Consider the following 17,495-nt stretch of genomic DNA (forward strand, 5'->3'; position numbering starts at 1 on the left):
GTATTGTGAAAAACGAAGGAGACCATAATGGCTTTATCAATGCACACTAACTACGCATCACTAGTTACACAGAACACACTAAGCAGCACAAACGATCTACTCTCTACCGCTATGGAGCGCCTAAGTACTGGTATGCGTATCAATTCTGCAGCGGATGATGCAGCAGGTCTTTCTATCGCAAACAAACTTGAAGCACAAACTCGTGGTATGTCTGTTGCAATGCGTAACTCTCAAGACGCAATCTCAATGCTGCAAACGGCAGACGGCGCACTAGAGGAGCTGACTAACATTGCTTACCGCATGAAAGATCTTGCTACACAATCTGCGAACGACACGAATGGAGCTTCAGAGCGAACAGCACTAAACGCAGAATATGCGGAGCTAGGTAAAGAAGCAGAACGTATCTTGACTGAGACTTCATACGGCGCAGGCCAAAAGCTTCTATCAGGTGGTAAACTAGGTGCTGCAGTTCAATTCCAAATCGGTACGTCAGCAACAGAAATTTTACAATTAGACATCTCAACTGATTTAGGTAACATTAAATTCGATGCTGCCTCTATTGGCGACATCACAGACCTTGCTAACTCAACAACAGCAATCGGCACTGTTGATGGTCTGTTTGACACTATCAACAAAGTGCGTTCATCACTAGGTGCTAATATCAACCGCCTAGACCACACCATCAATAACCTAGCAAACGTATCTGAAAACACGGCTGCTGCGAAAGGTCGTATCACAGACGCAGACTTCGCTGTGGAATCTTCAAACATGACGAAGAACCAAATGCTAATGCAAGCCGGTACAACGGTACTTGCTCAAACGAACCAAATGCCTAGCATGGCAATGTCTCTACTTCGCTAATTGGCAAGAGACACTCTTCTATTTATTTACTCCAGTGATTTTAGCCTCCCTTGCGGAGGCTTTTTTTGTTTTAAGACTCCTAGTCAAAACCTTTTTCATTTAACAAACCCTGCCATTTGGTCGCCTTAAAACATTGAGCAAAGCTGAGTTTCATTCAAGGAAGCAGCGGAACTCAGCAATGGGAAGTCGTACTTCCGCAAAACCAAGAATGAATGCATAAGTCATTGATATTTAAAAGCTAACTGCATGGCATTCATCTTGCTATTTCTCTAATTAAATCAGAAAGATGATGGTGGTATGAACCACAACGGTCATACACAAAAGACAAGGGAGTACTCTGATGAGTTCGATCGATCCAGCAACGATGGCACAGCAACTGGCAACCTTTGATGTCCAGTCGTTCAAACAACGCTACACCACTCAAGCCTCCCAGTATCAGTCTCAACTGGATGCACTTGGCAAAGTTGAATCGGCATTGCGTGAATTCCGGACTGCTGTGAATGAGATGAACAACAGCACATCAGGAATCATCAAAAATAGCGCAACCGTGTCGAGTGAGGGTTTCTTCACTGCCAGTGCTGACTCCAAAGCGCTCAAGGGCAGTTATCAGATTTTTGTTGAACAAGTCGCGACAACGCACCAGGTATCAACGGGCATGCCTGCCGATCTGGAGTCTACAACGGAAGTGCCTCTGACTGGTACGCTCGAGTTTAAAATCAACGGCGAGACAATGACGCTGGATCTCTCCACTCTGGACAATGACGGAGATGGTAAGGCAACCATGGCTGACTTAACTTCAGCCATCAACAATGACCCCGATAATCCGGGCGTAAACGCCACCTTGGTTCGCTCGGGTGGCAAAACCCACTTCATGCTCTCCAGTGAAGAAACTGGGGTAGCAAACAAGATTGAAGTCTCGGCGACAGGGACTGGACAGAGTTGGTTTGAAGATGCCTTCACCAACCTAAATCAAATCAGCGAAGCAAAAGACGCAATCATTTGGCTAGGGGCGAAAGACTCAGGCCTTAAACTCGAAGGCAGCAGCAATACGTTTAGTGATGCTATTGATGGCCTCGACATCACTGTCAGCAAAGCCCAAGAAACCGGCGAATCGCCGTTAACCCTCAGCGTCGGTGGTGACAATGACGCCACTAAAGAGCAGGTCAACAAATTTATCGACGCTTATAACACGTTGATGTCGACCGTTGACGAATACACCAAAGTAGACACGGAAAACAACACTCGGGCTGTTCTAGCCAGTGACCCAACCCTACGAGCGATTGAAAGCCAGGTGAAGTCTGTTGTGCGTGGAGATTTCGGTGGCCTTCGCCTGAGTCAGGTCGGTATTGAGATCGATCGTGACGGAAAAATGAAGCTCGATTCAGAAAAGTTCGAGCAGGCTCAAATCGATAACAGTACAGGCCTTGAAGCAATGTTCAACGGTGACGGCAACCTGCTAGATAGCATCGACACCATCATCGAGCCTTACCTGCAGTTCTCTTCCGGTCTGTTTAAATCTCGCAAGGACGCACTAAAGCAGAACATTGATCGCATCAACGACAAACAGGTCGTACTGGACCGTAAATACGATATGGCTTACGACCGCTACCTCAAACAATTTACCCAAATGAACACCATTATGCGCCAAATGAACCAAACCATGTCGATGTTTGGTTAATGGGCACCAGGAGACGTTTTTATGTTAATGGACTCAGGCTACAACTCTTATCAGCAAGTCGATCTTGATGCCCAGGCTGCCTCGGCGAACCCACATCAATTGGTAGTGATGTTAATAGACGGACTACTCAACGAAATTGAACGAGTTCGAGGCCACATGGCCTCAGGTCGCCTTGCAGAAAAAGGGGCTGGCATCAATAAGTGCATGAATATTTTGGTTGGCCTAGATAGCGCACTTGATGCAGAGAATGGCGGCGAAATCGCTGAGAACCTCCACCAGCTATACGACTTTTGTCAGGTTGAGCTTTATCAGGCAAGCGTACAAAACAACCTGGACAAACTCACCAGTGTGGAACATGTCATGAACAATATACGTGAGGGGTGGATGAGTTTTGGTCAGCAAGCATAAAGTGTCCCCTGAACGATTTCGTCATCTCGCGAAACTGATTCATATCGCGACAAAAACCCAGGACTGGCAAGGTTTAAAACGCTACGACCTTCAATTGAGAGAGTTGCTGGAAAGCCATCAGCCCTACCTCAAAGATCCTAGACTCGCGCCTGTCATTACCGAAGTGAAAGCTGTACACAAACAAGCTTTTGACGCACTGGATAAGGCCATTAACGAACTGGAAGCAGAGATTAATGTTGTCGACGCTCAGCATGAACGTGCAAAAGCTTACCAGCTTGCGATGACCATGGAGTACTAGCAATGAACACACCTTCAATGCACACCATGACAAGCCAAAGACCAGAGCAGCTGTCCGCTGACGGTACGATCCAAAAAGCCCGTGGATTCGGTCAGACTGCCGAACAAAACACTGGCTTTACTCTCATGGGGCAACCAGCATCGACGCTTACTGGCAGTCAGCCAAATGCTGAACAAACTGTCGTGACCTTCACGGATGATAGCGAGGAAATGCTAGGGCAGGAAAATAGCTCAGATCATACGACTACGCTACTGATAGAAAGCCCTCACCTACTTAAAGAACACTCCGCAACCTCGGACGCTTTAGCTTTGCTACAGCTGAAACAAAAGCGAGTAGCAAGCGGTGCTCAAACGTTCGATGCTATGACAGGCTCAGTGGGCACAAATTCGTCAGACAGAATGACACCGCAGAGTATAAACCATCAACTGGTGAAGCAGACAAGCGGGCCTTTGAGTATCGACACGCCTGTAAGCCAGAGCCCATCAGTTCAGAATGTTCTGCAAACCTTGGCCTCAACACAAGCACAGCCACAGTCTCAAACCTCTCACCAGCAACCTATAGCAACGTCTGTACAAACAGCAGAGTGGGCAGCGGTAAAAGTTGATACCAGTGCGGCTAAGTGGGGCGAACAAATGATGCAGGTATTGCATGACAGAGTCTCACTTCAAGCACAACAAAGCATGCAAGAAGCCAAGATCCGTCTAGATCCGCCAGAGCTTGGAAAGCTGGACTTGCTGGTACGCGTTGATGGCGACCGCCTCAATGTGCAAATCAACGCTAATGCGGCAGCAACCCGCGAGGCCTTACTTCAGGTTTCTGACCGGCTGCGAGCTGAGTTGCAAGACCAGAACTTTGTCCATGTCGACGTCAACGTAGGCTCAGGAGAAAGTGAACGCGACCAGTCACCTCATCAAGGTGAACAACAAACACACATTTTCGATAGTCGCGAGTTTGCCAATGCAGACAATCCCAATGATCCATCAGAGCATTGGCTCAGCACACACGCATAATTAGGAATAGGGTTATGACAAAAAAACAAATGATCGCGGTATTTTCAGCGATGATCCTCACCAGTGCCCTGGTTTCAGCCGCAACCGTAGTTGGTGGAATTTGGTTCTTAAAGCAATCGGGGAATAGTAACAATTCAGAATCATTTTTCGCAGATTCTCCCCTTGCCTTCCTTACCGAAGAACGCAACCCAGCTCAGACGCCTAGCTTCCACTCACTGGACAAAATTGTCCTCAGCGTTAAAGGAAAGCGCCAGACCCACTTCGTCATGCTGGAAGTCGCGATTGAAACTCGCCGCCCAGAACGCATTCAAAATATTGATGACTACATGCCAATTGTGCGCAATTCACTACTGAAGCTTTTCAGCGACAAAACCTACGAAGATCTGCATCAGGACGGCGCAGTTAACCTGCTCCAGAATCAGGTCAAACAAACGGTGCTGCTAGCCTTTGAGAAAACCGACATTCTTCGCGATATCGATGACGTCTTGCTGACGAAATACGTCGTGCAATAAGGAGCACGGCCCATGTTGGATATGAACTTTCAGGAAGAATACGGCGTCGAAGGTGAAATCAGTTCACCTTCCATTCCTATTGACGAGAACAAGTTGCTCAAACAGCACCAAGTGCTGGTCAACCGTATCGTCAATCAACTCAGAGCCCATGCTACACCGCATTGCAGCATCGAAGACATGCAGCAAATTGGCCTTATTGGTTTACTGGAAGCGGGCCGTCGATACGGAAACGTTGAGGACCCCAACTTCCCTGCCTTCGCGGTCTGTCGGATCCGTGGCTCAATACTGGATGAGTTGCGCCGGCTTGACTGGCGATCACGAAAAACGCGTCAACAAGCTCATGAGCTCAATGATGTCACTCGTGATCTGATGCGCTCTCTTGGCCGGCAACCGACCGATGCCGAAATCATCAAAGCATTGGGAACAGACGAACAAGATTATCTGACTCGCCAAAACGCGGCCCTCGCTGGGGAAATGCAAAGCCTGGATCAATTGATTGAAAACGGTATCGAAGCACAATCTGACGCTGTTTATGACGGAATGTCCCATGAGCAAACTCGTCGCAGTCTTGAATTTGCTCTGAATAAACTGCCCAAAAGAGATCAACTGCTGCTGACGCTGTTTTATCAACACGAACTCAACCTTCACGAAATCGCTTTAGTGCTTGATCTGACGCCTCCGAGGATTTGTCAGCTACACAAACAAGCACTCAAACAACTCAACCACTACTTATCCTCCTAGGAGTCACAAATGCAAAAGTTTTTTGGAGCCATCACCGTCTTACTGTGTGTCTTTGGCGGATATATGTGGGCGGGCGGTAAGCTTGGCGCTATCTGGCAACCAGCTGAATTTCTGATCATCATTGGCGCCGCTGCTGGCTCTCTGATCATAGGTAACCCGCCACAAGTCCTGAAAGAGATGCGTCAGCAAGTTCGTGCCACCATCTCTGCACCACGCGAAGAATATGAATACTACATGGAGCTGATGGCTCTGCTTAACAACTTGCTTGAAACAGCGCGCAGCAGAGGCTTTAAGTTTCTCGATTCTCATATCGAGGCTCCAGATCAGAGCTCGATCTTTCTCGCCTACCCGAAAGTTGGTTCAGATTACCGCCTGATTTCATTTATTACTGACAACTTGCGTTTAATGGCCATGGGTCAAATGTCGCCTCACGAATTAGAAGGTTTACTGGAACAGGAAATCGAAGCCATTCAAACAGAAATGCTACTCCCTTCTCGCTCAATGCAGAGAACGGCTGAAGCACTGCCGGGCTTTGGTATCTTGGCGGCGGTTGGCGGCATCATCATTACGATGCAGGCTATTGACGGCTCAATCGCTCTTGTGGGTTACCACGTCGCTGCGGCTCTGGTTGGAACATTCGTTGGTATCTTCGGTTGTTACTGCTGTCTTGATCCACTTAGCAATGCCATGGCACAGCGCGTGAAGCGCAACATGACCGCATTCGAGTGCGTCAGAGCAACACTTGTGGCTTATGTGGCGAAGAAGCCAACCTTACTTGCCATCGATGCTGGCCGTAAACACATCCAGTTAGACATTAAACCGACATTCAATCAGATGGAGAAGTGGCTCGCTGAGCAGGAGGGGTAATGCAAAGACAAGAACAGGTGGTATTCAAACGAACAAAAACTGTCGATGACGATGAATTTCACGGAGGCGCCTGGAAGGTCGCTTTCGCTGATTTCATGATCGCCTTAATGGCACTGTTTCTGGTCTTATGGGTGATGCAAGTTGTTGACAAAGAAGAACGTAAGGCGATTGTCGCTCACCTTCAGAGTGCGAGCGTGTTTGATAAGAGTTACGGTAATCCGTTTGATACCTCGCAAAGTATCTCTCCTATTGATTTGGCCGCCGATTCTTCCGTACCGAGCCGACATGATTCAACCCACATTGTCAGTTCATTCTTTCAGGGCGATGGTGAAGGTCCGGAAACAGACTCTCTGATTCCCGGAACATTCGACACACAGGAACGTCTGGCTGCACTGGCGAAAGTCATTAAGGAAGCGGTTCGACAAATCAGCGCTCAGGGGAATGTTAATGTCACTGTAACACCACAAGGTCTACGTATTGTTCTCCAAGACGACTACAAACAGCACATGTTTGGTCGTGGTGGCTCTGAATTGACGCCATTCTTCGAAGATTTGCTTCTTGCATTAGCGCCTGTATTTAAACGTGTCGAGAACCCACTGATCATCAGCGGTCATACTGACTCTACTCGCTTTAAAGGGCATGTTGAGCGTCGCTCTAACTGGGAGCTGTCCGCGTCACGTGCGAATGCCGCTAGACACACTCTGGTCGCTGGTGGGATGCCCGACGAACGAGTATTGCAAGTCACAGGGATGTCAGATCGCGCCTTACTCAATGGTGATGAACCAGAATCGAGTGAGAATCGACGCATTGAGCTGTTTATCCTCACCACGCCAGCCGCCAAGGTATTGGAAACCTTCTTTGGTAATAATGCTGACAGCGAACTGCAAAAAGCCAAACAGAAGGCGGAATTTAATCAGCCGGTTATTCGCCAAGAAGTGATTAACTTTTCAGATACTCAAGCTCCTTCGAAGCCAAAGCTTCAGCAACTTTAACTCTCTCAGGCGCTCTTGCAGCGCCTGTTAACTCAAACGTAAAAGCACATGCCTCAATATACGGTCCGACACGCAAAAAAAGATGGATTACAAAAAGCCTTTATGTGGCTGATTGTCATCGACTACGTGTTGCTTTCTTTGTTTCTCAGTCAGCTGTATAACCTGACTCTAAACGGAGGCACGGCCATCAGCACTCTGTTGCTACTCTACAATGTACTACTCACTTTTCTCTGCTTTCAGCGTACTGATAAACGCGATTCTTACATTATTTACCCAACGTTATCGGCAACGCTACTGGCTTTCGTCTGCTTCCTATACTTCTTTTTTCTGGTCTGACGCGACTTTGCTTTAGGCAAAAAAATGCTCTTCAATTAATGAAGAGCCAAACGAGCAATAAAAATCGGTAAATTATTTTAGCCGGGCTTCCGCCTTAGCTTCTCATTAACGCCACCACAGAATGACGTTTTACGTTCGCCTGAGCATTAAGTGCCATAAAGGCTGTCGAGAATTGGTCAGAGTTCTCATCGAATAGTTTAAGTTTGTCTTCGACTTGGTGGGCAGAAATAACCGAAGACTGCTTATGAAGTGTCTGCATTTGCATTGTCAATTCAGAGCCAATTACACTCGCCTGCTCTAGCCCTACCTGTACCTGACGGAAGTGCTGATTAACCTTAGCAATGGTCTGTTTAATGCCTTCTCGAGAGCTTAAATCGAAACTCAGCTCCGCAATGCCTTCTGGCTCTGCTTTAAGCGTCATAACATTGGATTGCCCTGCTGGAAAGCGATGCCCCTGACCAGTGACCATCACCTTTTGCTGCATTTGCTGATAAGCCTTCTCGGAGGATTCAAATAGAATGGTACCATCCTCAGACAACGTGGCTCTGAGCCCAAGAGGAATCAGACTCCGGTCTAACATTTTGACGGTTTGCTTGCCCTCAGACTGACCATCAAACTGAACCATCACTGAGTTGCCTTGCGGGAAATCAAGGCGAATTTGCTCAGCTTTGTCACTCAAACGATGGATGTTAAGTCCAGGGATTGAGAAACGGCGCATATCCGCTTTGTCGATCTTGAGCTTCAACTCGTTGTCGATCACTTTGTTACCGTCAAAACGTGCGCTGTCTAGAATGCGCTCTATGTTAGCTTTGGATCCTGTTAAGCCTTCTTTTAAACCAGAAACATTACCGGCACCAAGATTCATTGCCCGAGTGAGGCCTTGCTTGATCTTGGCCAATTCACCGCCAATGGCTTGCAAGGAGCGTGTCGCAATCTGAACTGAAGTCGCATTTTGCTGCCCCTGAGTAAGCAAAACACCAGACACCGAATACGATGCTGGTGTTTGGTTTTGGGCAGCTAGTTTACGCTGCCCTATGCCACCATGAGACTCCGAAGAACGAGGAGGAGAAATAGAAGCTCTATCGTGCCCAGTCAATCTGACATTGTGGGGGCGAACCTCAACTGTGCTCATTACCATATTTCAATTCCTGCTTATCAGATGCGGTCGAATAAGTTGAGATCGTTAATCTTAACGTAGCTGGCTTGAGTCGCTTGCAATGCGGCCATGTAGTTACTCAAACGAACTGAAGCTTCACCATAATCTAGTGCGGAGAGATCGCTGCTGACCTTATCGACAAACAACTTATTCTCACCATGAGCACTATCCATCAAATCCAGGTTGTTGTGACGACCACCCATTTCAGTCATCGCAGCTAACACGTTGCTGGATGTTGCTTCGATAGAGCTGAGCGTCGATTCAACCGTAGTTCGAAAAGCTGGTGTGGGTGATTGGAATTCTGCAATCAAAGCATCAAGATCGTTAAGAACGTTATTGCCACCTAGATCCAGAATTTCCTGTGCAGTCATATTGGATTCCATTGTGACACCTTTCGCTACTGTGACAACGCGTTTATCGCTGTTGCCTTGGATTACGTAACTCCCACTCGCGTTAGACAAAGCTGCCGTGTCTGTTTTAGTTCCGGAGAACAAGTAACGGCCTTCTTCATCCTGAGCGTTAAACGATGAAACAACAGAAGAACGTAGACTTTCAAGTTCGCTGATAATGCCAGTACGATCGCTGTCGGTTAACGTACCATTCGCTCCCCATAGAACCAGTTCGTTCATCTTCTTCAGGCTTTCATTCACTGAGTCAAGTTGAACTTCCTGGTTGGATAATGCTGTCTTCACATTGGAAATATTGCTCTTGTACTGTGTAATGGCTGAGCCTTCACGCTCTAAGTTAAGCAATTGAACTGATGCCATTGGATCATCAGACAATTTGGTCAGACGTTCACCGGTGGACATTTGCTGCATAACTTGTCCAAGTCCGGCGTTATTAATCTGCAAGCTTTGCAGCATCATCTGACTGAATTGAGTATCGCTAATTCTCATCTGAGTTCCCTGTAATTAGAATAACTGAAGAACGGAATCAAACAGCTGATTTGCTGTGCTGATCACTTTCATGTTGGCGTTGTGAGCGTTGGCAAACGTCATCAAGTTTGCCGCTTCTTCATCACTGTTTACTGCGCTGACGTTATCTCGGGCTGCCATTGCTTGTTCGCTCATCGACAGCTTTGCCTGATAATCCGCATCCGCCTGACGTGCTTTGATGGCCGTTTCTCCCACCATGGCAGCAAACGCATCGTTTAATGTGACTGAACCAAAACCACTGATTGACACGGCTTTATTGCTGACTGCAATTAAGCTGTCCAGCACATCGGCATTGCCAGGATTACCGTCACCAGACAAAGCAAGCTCCTCTGGTTTGAGGTCGGTAATCGTCAGGCTTGCAGCTGGGTTAGCAGGGTCGTAACTGAACAAGGGCTTACCAGCATTGCCATTGAGGTCTTGGCCGGTTACCAACAATGCGTTGAATTCATCAGCAAGTGCCTTAGCCATATCGTCAATCGCAGAACGGTATGGTTTTAGCACCTCCGTCTGATAGTCGGTCAGTGCACCAACTTGCCCACCTGGTGTATCAGTAATCGCAAAACTCTGAGTACCAAACTCAACATGTAAATCGGCAAGATATGGATCGCTTGGATCAGGCACGGCCTTAAGCACTGCAGCATCTCCACCCATGACCAGTGGCTGTCCAGAAGAAAGCGTAACCTGCAAGCTGCCATCGGCCTGTGACGTCGTTTTCACTTCCACAACTTTAGACAGCTCACCAATTAACGCATCACGAGTGTCCATTAACTGAGCAGGATTACCCCCTGTGCCTTCCATCTCAACAATCTGCTTGTTCACATCAGCAATGTTACTTATCAAGCTGTTGGCATGAGAAATAGCCGCATTGCGCTGGTCATTGACGTCTTTATGCTGGTGAGAAAGTGATTCGGTGAGGGTATTAAAACGACGCGCGAGAGCTTCTGATTCATTAATGATTTGCTGTCGATAAGGGACCGATTCTGGTTTTACCGTTGCATCATTAAGGGCTGAAAATAGCGTATCCAGACCAGCTGAAAGGCTGAAACCGTCAGCGCCGAGCGTATTTTCCAGCTGGCTCATCGTGCTGCTGTATCGCGTGGCGTAAGCGGAAAGGCTGTTTGTCGCCCAAGTTTGCTTGACTAGAAACTCATCCGTTACTCGACGGATGCTGGTCACTTCAACGCCCAGCCCTGGGCTTAGCTTGTCGTGTTTCGTTCCACCAACAGAAGCCATCAAGGCTTGTTGACGGCTGTATCCCGGTGTATTGATATTGGAGACGTTCTGCGCCGTGACATCCAATGCCACGCGATTCGCATTGAGGCCGGAAAGGGCGATATTGACGAGGTTCATTTACAGCTCCATTTTTCGAATCAATGGTTGAGCGAAGGCTGTGGTCACGCTGACTTCGCCCAACATTTGTCTAACTGAGACGACCGTCTCCTGAGTGGAATGAAGCGTTTGGCCCGAATTAGACGTTACAGATGCTTCTGCGTGTGAGCTTGCTTCCACCTCATTGAGGTTGTCATTTGCCGGTAAGGCTGACACGCTGGTTTCAAATTCCACTTCCGAAATCGAAGGACTGAGCTGCTTAATCAAAATCTCTGAGATGCCAGAATGCTGTTTTTTAGACATTTCAATCGCTAGCTGACCATCGTACATATCGCGAAAAACACCTTGTTGCTGGCTGGAAAACGGACTGTCTTCATCGGCCAACACGTCACTGCTACTGCGCATCTGGCGCAGCACCATCTGCAAAAACATCGCTTCAAACTGGCCCGCTACTGTCTCCAGTGCGGCTCCTTGTTCGTTGCTGTTCTTTATGTTCATCAGAGCGCTGTTATCGTGATAAAGCACCGAGTTCATTTGTGACTGTTCATTCAGTCCGTCAAATTTCATAAAAACTCCTTAAATCACTACCAGCTCTGCGTTCAACGCACCTGCTTCATGCAAGGCTTGCAGAATCGACATCAAATCCGTTGGCGTCGCCCCTAAACTGTTTACCGCACTGACGATCGTGTTGAGTTCAGTACCCGGAGGCCAGATCACCATTTGCGCTTGCTCTTCGCTGACGTCTAATAACGATTGGTCGACAACTTTTGTTTCACCATCAGCAAACGCGTTTGGCTGACTGACCTGTTGCGACTCTGCAATGGTGACCGTTAAGTTGCCATGACTCACCGCCGCTTCACTGACCTTGACGCTCTTACCTATCACAACGGTACCGGTACGAGAGTTAAAAACGATACGCGCAGGCTTACGTCCTTCCGCCACGCTGATTTCTTCCAGCATCGACATCATGACAACACGCTGCTGGCTATCCTTGGGTGCTTTGACGCTGATACGAACATTGTTCTTTGCTATTGCGACCTTAGGTCCGAAAATGTTGTTGATCTCACGAGCAATATTCTTAGCTGTCGTAAAGCTTGGTTTTCTCAGGTTAAGTACCACGTTATCTTGCTCTGAAAAATCATTGGGTACTTCTCGTTCGAGTGTCGCTCCACCAGGGATACGACCTGACGTAGGCGTATTAATGACGATTTTAGAACCGCTTTTTCCTTCAGCAGACACGCCGCCCACGACAACGTTGCCCTGAGCAACGGCATACACCTCACCATCGATGCCGCGCAATGGTGTCAGCAGTAAGGTACCGCCTCGTAAGCTCTTGGCATCACCGATGGAAGACACCACTACATTCAATGTCTGGCCCGCACCTGCCATCGGCTCAACGGTTGCAGTGACGCTCACTGAAGCAACATTGCGCAACTTAGGGTTGGTACTGTCGTCGATTTGAACACCAAATTGTCGCAGCATATTGGTGATGGATTGCGCGGTAAATTTAACCTGATTGCGGTCGCCCTGCCCGTCTAGGCCAACCACTAGACCGTAACCAACCAATTGGTTTTCACGAATACCCTGAACATCAACTAAGTCCATGATAGGGATTTCAACTTCAGCTTGAGCAGGTAACGCTGCCCCTAGTGACAACACCAGCAGCATCCCCATCAAGAATGAATCTCTTTTATTGGCAACCCTCTTCTCATGCGCATAGCGAAACGGGCTGAATCGAAGAGATAGAGAGCTAAGAACGGCGGTAAACATAGTCATTTTCTGTTTCATTAAAACGGCATCCAAGGACTGTTGAAGAATTGGCTTAACCAGCCAGCAGCATTGCTATCAGCTAAAGTGCCTCGACCCGAATATGTAATTCGCGCATCACCGATTCGTGCGGAAGATACCTGATTGTTACGGCTGATATCATCAACACGTACAATGCCAGTTAGGCGAATGAACTCATCCCCTTGATTGAGACGAATCCATTTCTCTCCACTGATACGCAAGACACCATTAGGCAGCACTTCATGAACTGTCACTGTGATAGCGCCTTCGAGCTTGTTGCCCTGAGAGCTGGAAGCACTACCATCAAAAGCGCGTTGAGCATCAACGCTGGCGGCGAGCTCATCGATGGTTTTGCCTCCTAAACTCGGTGCAGCAAAACCGACGCTCGAGTTCTTGCCATACTTGGTATCGGCTTTTTTGCTCGATTCCGTTTCTTCGGAAAGGACGACTGTGAGCATATCGCCAACACGGTATGCTCGCCTGTCCTGAAACAGGGTCATGGAGTATTGATGACGATAGAGGCTGCCGTTTTGTGCAGCTGGAAGTGAATAATCCAGCGTAGGTGGTGCGTATTTTTCTTCATCAGGCTCAGGAGGCGTAAACTCCTGACGACCAGCGCACCCAGCAAGCAAAATGACAACCAGAGGCCACACTCTCAATAATGCCTTCATTCCCTGTTCCTTTATTACCTAACGGTTACACCGACTGAGCGACAAACTTCAGCATGTCATCCGCAGCCGAAACGACTTTGGCGTTCATCTCGTAGGCACGCTGAGTCGTGATCATGTCGACCATTTCCTCTACCACCTGCACGTTTGAGCCTTCTAAAGAGCCTTGCTTAATGCTGCCTACGCCGTCTTCTCCGGCAATCAGCTCATTCGCCTGACCACTGGCTTCCGTTTCACGGAACAAGTTTCCGCCCACGGCTTCTAGGCCGGCTGGGTTGATGAATTTCGCCAAGGTGATTTGACCGAGTTCTTGTGGTGCAGTGCTGTCAGCTGTAGTAGCGGACACCGTGCCATCCACACCAACAGAAACCGATAACGCGTTCTCCGGGATCTGGATTTGCGGCTCTAAAGGCAGGCCTTGGCTATTAACCATCAAGCCTTCCGAATTAACGTGAAACTGGCCGTTGCGGGTGTACATGATCTGGCCATCGGAATTTTCGATCTGAAAAAAACCTTGCCCCATCACAGCAAGATCCAACTCCTGACTGGTGTTTTGTGTATTGCCTTGAGTGAACACCTTCTGTGTGCCCACCACTCGTACACCACTACCTAACTGAACGCCTGCTGGCAGCTCGTTAACCTGATCCACCAGCGCACCCGGTTGGCGTTGAATGCTGTAAAACAGATCTTCAAACACTACTCGGTCACGCTTAAAGCCAACGGTATTAACGTTTGCCAAGTTATTGGAAATGGCAGTCATTTTGGTATCTTGGGCTGCCATGCCCGTTTTACTTACCCATAAAGCTGAGTGCATTTTCTACTCCTTGCGCCGCGCTTAGCGTGACGACATTAATTTGTTACCGGCCTGCGCCAAAGTCTCTGCGGTTTTCATCATCCGCACCTGCATTTCAAAGTTACGTGTCAGAGACATCACGTTCAGCAGTTCATCAATTGCTGATACGTTGCTGCCTTCAATATGCTCTGGCGCAAGCTGAACGGTTTGGTCAACCTCAAATGGGTTGCCATCAACGCTATGAAGTAAGCTATCGCTCTCTTTCTGCAGTTGAGTGGTTTCCGGCTTCACCAACTTCAACGTGCCTACTTCAAGCTCAGCGCCACCGCCCGGAGGGACGACAGAAATACGACCACGTTCGCTGATTTCAACTTTCTGATAATCTGGCAGAACCAAAGGGCCACCTTCACCGATAACCGCGAAGCCATTAATAGATAAAGCGCCAAACGGATCGACTTTGATGTTACCTGCGCGGGTATACGCTTCCTGGCCATCTGCAGTCTGAACGGTCAGATAGCCTTCCCCCATAACGGCAACATCCAACGCGCGACCTGTTTTAACGATGTCACCTTCATCAAAACGAGTAGACGCAGAGTTGGTCACAACCATAGTACGGCCATCAAAGCCTGAACCCTGAAGCTGAACACTCGAGACACGCTCCATGTCAGCACGAAAACCAGCGGTATCCGCATTGGATAAGTTGTTTGAGCGAACATGCTGAGCCTTGAGGACTCGACTCGCGCCAGATGTTGCAGTGAATAGCAAACTGTCCATATCAGGCTCCGTTAGATTGCGTTAAACAACGCCTGAGTCAGTTTGTCATTAGTCGAAATGGTTTTTGCATTCGCCTGATAGTTGCGCTGTGCTGTCATCAGGTTGACCAACTCGCTCGTCAGATCGACGTTTGAACCTTCTAGCGCTCCCGGTGTTAGATCACCCAAAGTGCCAGAACCTGGGACACCCATTACTGGCGCACCTGAGCTGAAACTTTGAGTCCAAGCAGTGCCGCTGACTTTTGAGAGGCCTTGAGGGTTAGCAAAATCCGCCAGCACGACTTGGCCCTGCAATTGGGACTGACCGTTAGTGTATGTGGCGTAGACCATGCCGTTATCCTCTACGCGAACACCCGCGAGTTCACCCGATGTGTAACCATTCGGGTTGTTAGTGCTAACACCAAAGCCTGTGCCAAATTGAGTGCTGCCTGACAGGTCAATGTCGATGCTCATTGGGTTTGCGCCCGCAGCCGGGAACGAAACGTTATAAGCGCCTGTTGGCGTCGCAATTGAACCATCTGGATTGAACGTCATCGCCACAGTGGAAACAGCGCCCGCACCGCCGTCAACTTGCACATTCACTTCCCATGCATTGTCAGCAGTTTTAGTGAAGTACTGCGTAACGGTATGTGGCTTGCCTTGTGAGTCGTAAACTTTTGTCGTGTAAGAAGAGTTGAATGAATCAGTATTGTTAGGGTCAAACGTATTCACGGTCTGATCGACAATCGAATTCGTTGCATCTAGGTTGGCAATGAACTCCATCTTATCAGTCGCTTTAGCCGCCAATGAGGATGTCGAGATCTTGATATCACCCGTTGCACCCGTGAGCAGGTTGTTGTTCCCATCAACGCTGTAACCTTGCAATTTGGCGCCCGTGTTACCGATGACGTAATTGTCTTTATCCGTGCCAAATACACCTGAACGGGTGTAAAGCAATTGCCCCGCGCTGTCTTTGGTCACAAAGAAGCCATTGCCATTGATCGCCAGATCCATTGCACGACCCGTTCCGCTCACCGAACCATTTTTATCAAAGTTTTGGGAGATGGAAGCGACTTCCACGCCGCCTGGCTGCATTCCGTTGTAAACAGCCGCAAACTCAGTACGTGCTCCCTTGAATCCGTAAGTCGATGCGTTGGCAATATTGTGGCTGATGGTATTCAGCTCTGTGTTGGTCGCATCAAGACCGCTTAGGGCAATATTAAAACTCATAACTAACCTCTGTCTTCCTTATTGGTTAAGCACCAAACTGAGTGATTTGATAGAAAGGTACGCTGCCAACACCTTCGATGTTAACGAACGCTGCGCCGCCTGAGCTTGGGATACGAACTTGCTCAACCTGACCGGCTAAAAGAATGTTTGGAGCAGATTGCCCCTCCTGAACCTGAACAGATACCGTATACATTCCTGGTTTAAGACCGAGCTCTTCAGGGTTGATACTAAAATCCACGTCACCCGCGGGATGAGCGCCTAAAGGCACTTTGGTTGACTGGCCGAACTCATCGGTAACAACCAGATTGACTTGGCTTGAAGGATGTTGAAGCTCAATTTTTCCACCTTGAACTGCGTCACCCACTTCAAACTCATTACCAGAAACAAAAACCGTCTGACCAACCAACCCGGCCGTAGACAGAACCTGCATGTTATCGAGCAAAACCATGCTGTTTTGCATCATTGACGCCATGTTCTCTGTACTTTGTACCTGAGAGAACTGTGCCAATTGACTAACATACTCAGTGCCATCAAGTGGGTTGAGAGGGTCCTGATTCTGAATCTGTGCCACCATCAAGCTGATGAATTCGTTTTCTAACGATGTAGCACTATTGGCATCTCGTGGGTTACCAGTCACCGAGGTGGTATTTGCCCCAGAACCTACTGGAGTGTCAGAAGATAAAGCGTTGTAAGAAGCGATGCTCATTAGCTGCCCTGCCCTAATCTAAGCAGGCCTTGCTGCATACTTTTTACATTGCTAAGCACTTCAACATTGGTCTCGAAGCTACGGGTGGCTGACATCATATCTGCCATCTCAGACACTACGTCGATATCTGGGTAGTAAACATACCCCTCGTCGTTAGCCAGCGGGTTACTCGGCTCAAAGCGTTTTTCCGCCTGACCTGCGCTTTGGACAACATCGACAATTCTCACTTCAGCATTTGGGTAACTCTCTTTACTCGCTGACAACTGAGTTTTGCTGTACACCGTAGCAAACACAGGTTTTAGCGCCTTGTACGCGTCATCTGGATTGGCAGAGACAGCATCCGCGTTAGCGAGATTACTCGCGACAGTATTCAAGCGTACTGTCTGAGCATTCATTGCTGAGCCAGCAATCGAGTAAATATCGGTAAATGACATG

General features: G+C 48.3%; 21 protein-coding genes. 10 read left to right on the top strand and 11 right to left on the bottom strand.

Annotation, left to right across the window (positions count from 1 at the left end; genetic code table 11):
• The first annotated feature begins 27 nt into the window (after positions 1-27).
• The 10 genes from lafA to IX95_RS01760 all read left to right on the top strand — a co-directional run bounded on the left by lafA (position 28) and on the right by IX95_RS01760 (position 7,703).
• Positions 28-861, top strand: coding sequence for a lateral flagellin LafA (gene lafA, locus IX95_RS01715; RefSeq protein ID WP_021458296.1), 834 nt, complete (start codon positions 28-30; stop codon positions 859-861).
• A 340-nt stretch (positions 862-1,201) separates the two neighbouring features.
• On the top strand, positions 1,202-2,539 hold the full coding sequence (gene fliD / locus IX95_RS01720) for a flagellar filament capping protein FliD (protein WP_038156263.1): 1,338 nt from the start codon (positions 1,202-1,204) through the stop codon (positions 2,537-2,539).
• Between the two features lie 21 nt (positions 2,540-2,560).
• Complete coding sequence (gene fliS, locus IX95_RS01725; protein ID WP_006963042.1) at positions 2,561-2,947, top strand: flagellar export chaperone FliS; 387 nt, start codon at positions 2,561-2,563, stop codon at positions 2,945-2,947.
• Complete coding sequence (locus tag IX95_RS01730; protein WP_019277547.1) at positions 2,931-3,245, top strand: hypothetical protein; 315 nt, start codon at positions 2,931-2,933, stop codon at positions 3,243-3,245. Before fliS ends, IX95_RS01730 begins: the two co-directional genes overlap by 17 nt.
• Positions 3,246-3,247: 2 nt before the next feature.
• Positions 3,248-4,255 (top strand): flagellar hook-length control protein FliK, encoded by a 1,008-nt coding sequence (locus IX95_RS01735; protein WP_038156265.1) that lies wholly within the window; start codon positions 3,248-3,250, stop codon positions 4,253-4,255.
• Between the two features lie 14 nt (positions 4,256-4,269).
• Positions 4,270-4,767 carry a flagellar basal body-associated FliL family protein gene (locus tag IX95_RS01740; protein ID WP_019277545.1) on the top strand — a complete coding sequence of 166 codons (498 nt, stop codon included), beginning with the start codon at positions 4,270-4,272 and terminating at the stop codon, positions 4,765-4,767.
• Between the two features lie 12 nt (positions 4,768-4,779).
• A complete protein-coding gene (locus tag IX95_RS01745; RefSeq protein ID WP_006963046.1) occupies positions 4,780-5,508 on the top strand; it encodes a FliA/WhiG family RNA polymerase sigma factor in 729 nt (242 codons plus the stop codon).
• Positions 5,509-5,517: 9 nt separating this feature from the next.
• Positions 5,518-6,375, top strand: a complete 858-nt coding sequence (gene motA / locus IX95_RS01750) for a flagellar motor stator protein MotA (protein WP_006963047.1) — start codon at positions 5,518-5,520, stop codon at positions 6,373-6,375.
• On the top strand, positions 6,375-7,367 hold the full coding sequence (locus IX95_RS01755; protein ID WP_006963048.1) for a flagellar motor protein MotB: 993 nt from the start codon (positions 6,375-6,377) through the stop codon (positions 7,365-7,367). The genes motA and IX95_RS01755 overlap by 1 nt, the downstream gene beginning before the upstream one ends.
• A gap of 48 nt (positions 7,368-7,415) precedes the next feature.
• On the top strand, positions 7,416-7,703 hold the full coding sequence (locus tag IX95_RS01760) for a hypothetical protein (RefSeq protein ID WP_019277544.1): 288 nt from the start codon (positions 7,416-7,418) through the stop codon (positions 7,701-7,703).
• Between the two features lie 94 nt (positions 7,704-7,797).
• Here the strand turns inward: IX95_RS01760 and IX95_RS01765 are convergent, their stop codons facing one another.
• The 11 genes from IX95_RS01765 to flgC form a co-directional block, all read right to left on the bottom strand.
• Positions 7,798-8,841 (bottom strand): hypothetical protein, encoded by a 1,044-nt coding sequence (locus IX95_RS01765; protein WP_038156267.1) that lies wholly within the window; start codon positions 8,839-8,841, stop codon positions 7,798-7,800.
• A 17-nt stretch (positions 8,842-8,858) separates the two neighbouring features.
• Positions 8,859-9,755: a flagellar hook-associated protein FlgL gene (flgL, locus tag IX95_RS01770; protein WP_006963051.1), complete on the bottom strand. Its 897-nt coding sequence runs from the start codon at positions 9,753-9,755 to the stop codon at positions 8,859-8,861.
• Between the two features lie 15 nt (positions 9,756-9,770).
• The gene (flgK, locus tag IX95_RS01775) at positions 9,771-11,144 is read right to left on the bottom strand and encodes a flagellar hook-associated protein FlgK (RefSeq protein ID WP_038156269.1); all 1,374 of its coding nucleotides are present in this window, start codon (positions 11,142-11,144) and stop codon (positions 9,771-9,773) included.
• Entirely contained in the window at positions 11,145-11,690 is a 546-nt protein-coding gene (locus tag IX95_RS01780; protein ID WP_038156271.1) for a rod-binding protein, read from the bottom strand.
• A 9-nt stretch (positions 11,691-11,699) separates the two neighbouring features.
• Positions 11,700-12,797, bottom strand: coding sequence for a flagellar basal body P-ring protein FlgI (locus tag IX95_RS01785; RefSeq protein WP_269147973.1), 1,098 nt, complete (start codon positions 12,795-12,797; stop codon positions 11,700-11,702).
• A 113-nt stretch (positions 12,798-12,910) separates the two neighbouring features.
• Entirely contained in the window at positions 12,911-13,582 is a 672-nt protein-coding gene (flgH, locus tag IX95_RS01790) for a flagellar basal body L-ring protein FlgH (RefSeq protein WP_006963055.1), read from the bottom strand.
• 25 nt (positions 13,583-13,607) lie between these two features.
• Positions 13,608-14,393 (bottom strand): flagellar basal-body rod protein FlgG, encoded by a 786-nt coding sequence (flgG, locus tag IX95_RS01795; RefSeq protein WP_038156273.1) that lies wholly within the window; start codon positions 14,391-14,393, stop codon positions 13,608-13,610.
• Between the two features lie 21 nt (positions 14,394-14,414).
• Positions 14,415-15,146 carry a flagellar basal body rod protein FlgF gene (locus IX95_RS01800; protein WP_038156275.1) on the bottom strand — a complete coding sequence of 244 codons (732 nt, stop codon included), beginning with the start codon at positions 15,144-15,146 and terminating at the stop codon, positions 14,415-14,417.
• A gap of 11 nt (positions 15,147-15,157) precedes the next feature.
• Positions 15,158-16,354, bottom strand: coding sequence for a flagellar hook protein FlgE (gene flgE / locus IX95_RS01805; RefSeq protein ID WP_038156278.1), 1,197 nt, complete (start codon positions 16,352-16,354; stop codon positions 15,158-15,160).
• 25 nt (positions 16,355-16,379) lie between these two features.
• Positions 16,380-17,060, bottom strand: coding sequence for a flagellar hook assembly protein FlgD (gene flgD / locus IX95_RS01810; RefSeq protein ID WP_038156280.1), 681 nt, complete (start codon positions 17,058-17,060; stop codon positions 16,380-16,382).
• Positions 17,060-17,494: a flagellar basal body rod protein FlgC gene (gene flgC, locus IX95_RS01815; protein WP_006963060.1), complete on the bottom strand. Its 435-nt coding sequence runs from the start codon at positions 17,492-17,494 to the stop codon at positions 17,060-17,062. Before flgC ends, flgD begins: the two co-directional genes overlap by 1 nt.
• Position 17,495 lies beyond the last annotated feature (1 nt).

Origin of the sequence: Vibrio sp. B183 (assembly GCF_000740665.1) — a bacterium.
In the GTDB taxonomy this organism is placed as follows: domain Bacteria; phylum Pseudomonadota; class Gammaproteobacteria; order Enterobacterales; family Vibrionaceae; genus Vibrio; species Vibrio coralliilyticus.

Excerpts from the sequence above, each read along its gene's own strand:
- lafA (WP_021458296.1), top strand. The coding sequence starts at position 28 with ATGGCTTTATCAATGCACACTAACTACGCATCACTAGTTACACAGAAC.
- fliD (WP_038156263.1), top strand. The coding sequence starts at position 1,202 with ATGAGTTCGATCGATCCAGCAACGATGGCACAGCAACTGGCAACCTTT.
- fliS (WP_006963042.1), top strand. The coding sequence starts at position 2,561 with ATGTTAATGGACTCAGGCTACAACTCTTATCAGCAAGTCGATCTTGAT.
- IX95_RS01735 (WP_038156265.1), top strand. The coding sequence starts at position 3,248 with ATGAACACACCTTCAATGCACACCATGACAAGCCAAAGACCAGAGCAG.
- IX95_RS01740 (WP_019277545.1), top strand. The coding sequence starts at position 4,270 with ATGACAAAAAAACAAATGATCGCGGTATTTTCAGCGATGATCCTCACC.
- IX95_RS01745 (WP_006963046.1), top strand. The coding sequence starts at position 4,780 with ATGTTGGATATGAACTTTCAGGAAGAATACGGCGTCGAAGGTGAAATC.
- motA (WP_006963047.1), top strand. The coding sequence starts at position 5,518 with ATGCAAAAGTTTTTTGGAGCCATCACCGTCTTACTGTGTGTCTTTGGC.
- IX95_RS01755 (WP_006963048.1), top strand. The coding sequence starts at position 6,375 with ATGCAAAGACAAGAACAGGTGGTATTCAAACGAACAAAAACTGTCGAT.
- IX95_RS01760 (WP_019277544.1), top strand. The coding sequence starts at position 7,416 with ATGCCTCAATATACGGTCCGACACGCAAAAAAAGATGGATTACAAAAA.
- IX95_RS01765 (WP_038156267.1), bottom strand. The coding sequence starts at position 8,841 with ATGGTAATGAGCACAGTTGAGGTTCGCCCCCACAATGTCAGATTGACT.
- flgL (WP_006963051.1), bottom strand. The coding sequence starts at position 9,755 with ATGAGAATTAGCGATACTCAATTCAGTCAGATGATGCTGCAAAGCTTG.
- flgK (WP_038156269.1), bottom strand. The coding sequence starts at position 11,144 with ATGAACCTCGTCAATATCGCCCTTTCCGGCCTCAATGCGAATCGCGTG.
- IX95_RS01780 (WP_038156271.1), bottom strand. The coding sequence starts at position 11,690 with ATGAAATTTGACGGACTGAATGAACAGTCACAAATGAACTCGGTGCTT.
- IX95_RS01785 (WP_269147973.1), bottom strand. The coding sequence starts at position 12,797 with ATGGGGATGCTGCTGGTGTTGTCACTAGGGGCAGCGTTACCTGCTCAA.
- flgH (WP_006963055.1), bottom strand. The coding sequence starts at position 13,582 with ATGAAGGCATTATTGAGAGTGTGGCCTCTGGTTGTCATTTTGCTTGCT.
- flgG (WP_038156273.1), bottom strand. The coding sequence starts at position 14,393 with ATGCACTCAGCTTTATGGGTAAGTAAAACGGGCATGGCAGCCCAAGAT.
- IX95_RS01800 (WP_038156275.1), bottom strand. The coding sequence starts at position 15,146 with ATGGACAGTTTGCTATTCACTGCAACATCTGGCGCGAGTCGAGTCCTC.
- flgE (WP_038156278.1), bottom strand. The coding sequence starts at position 16,354 with ATGAGTTTTAATATTGCCCTAAGCGGTCTTGATGCGACCAACACAGAG.
- flgD (WP_038156280.1), bottom strand. The coding sequence starts at position 17,060 with ATGAGCATCGCTTCTTACAACGCTTTATCTTCTGACACTCCAGTAGGT.
- flgC (WP_006963060.1), bottom strand. The coding sequence starts at position 17,494 with ATGTCATTTACCGATATTTACTCGATTGCTGGCTCAGCAATGAATGCT.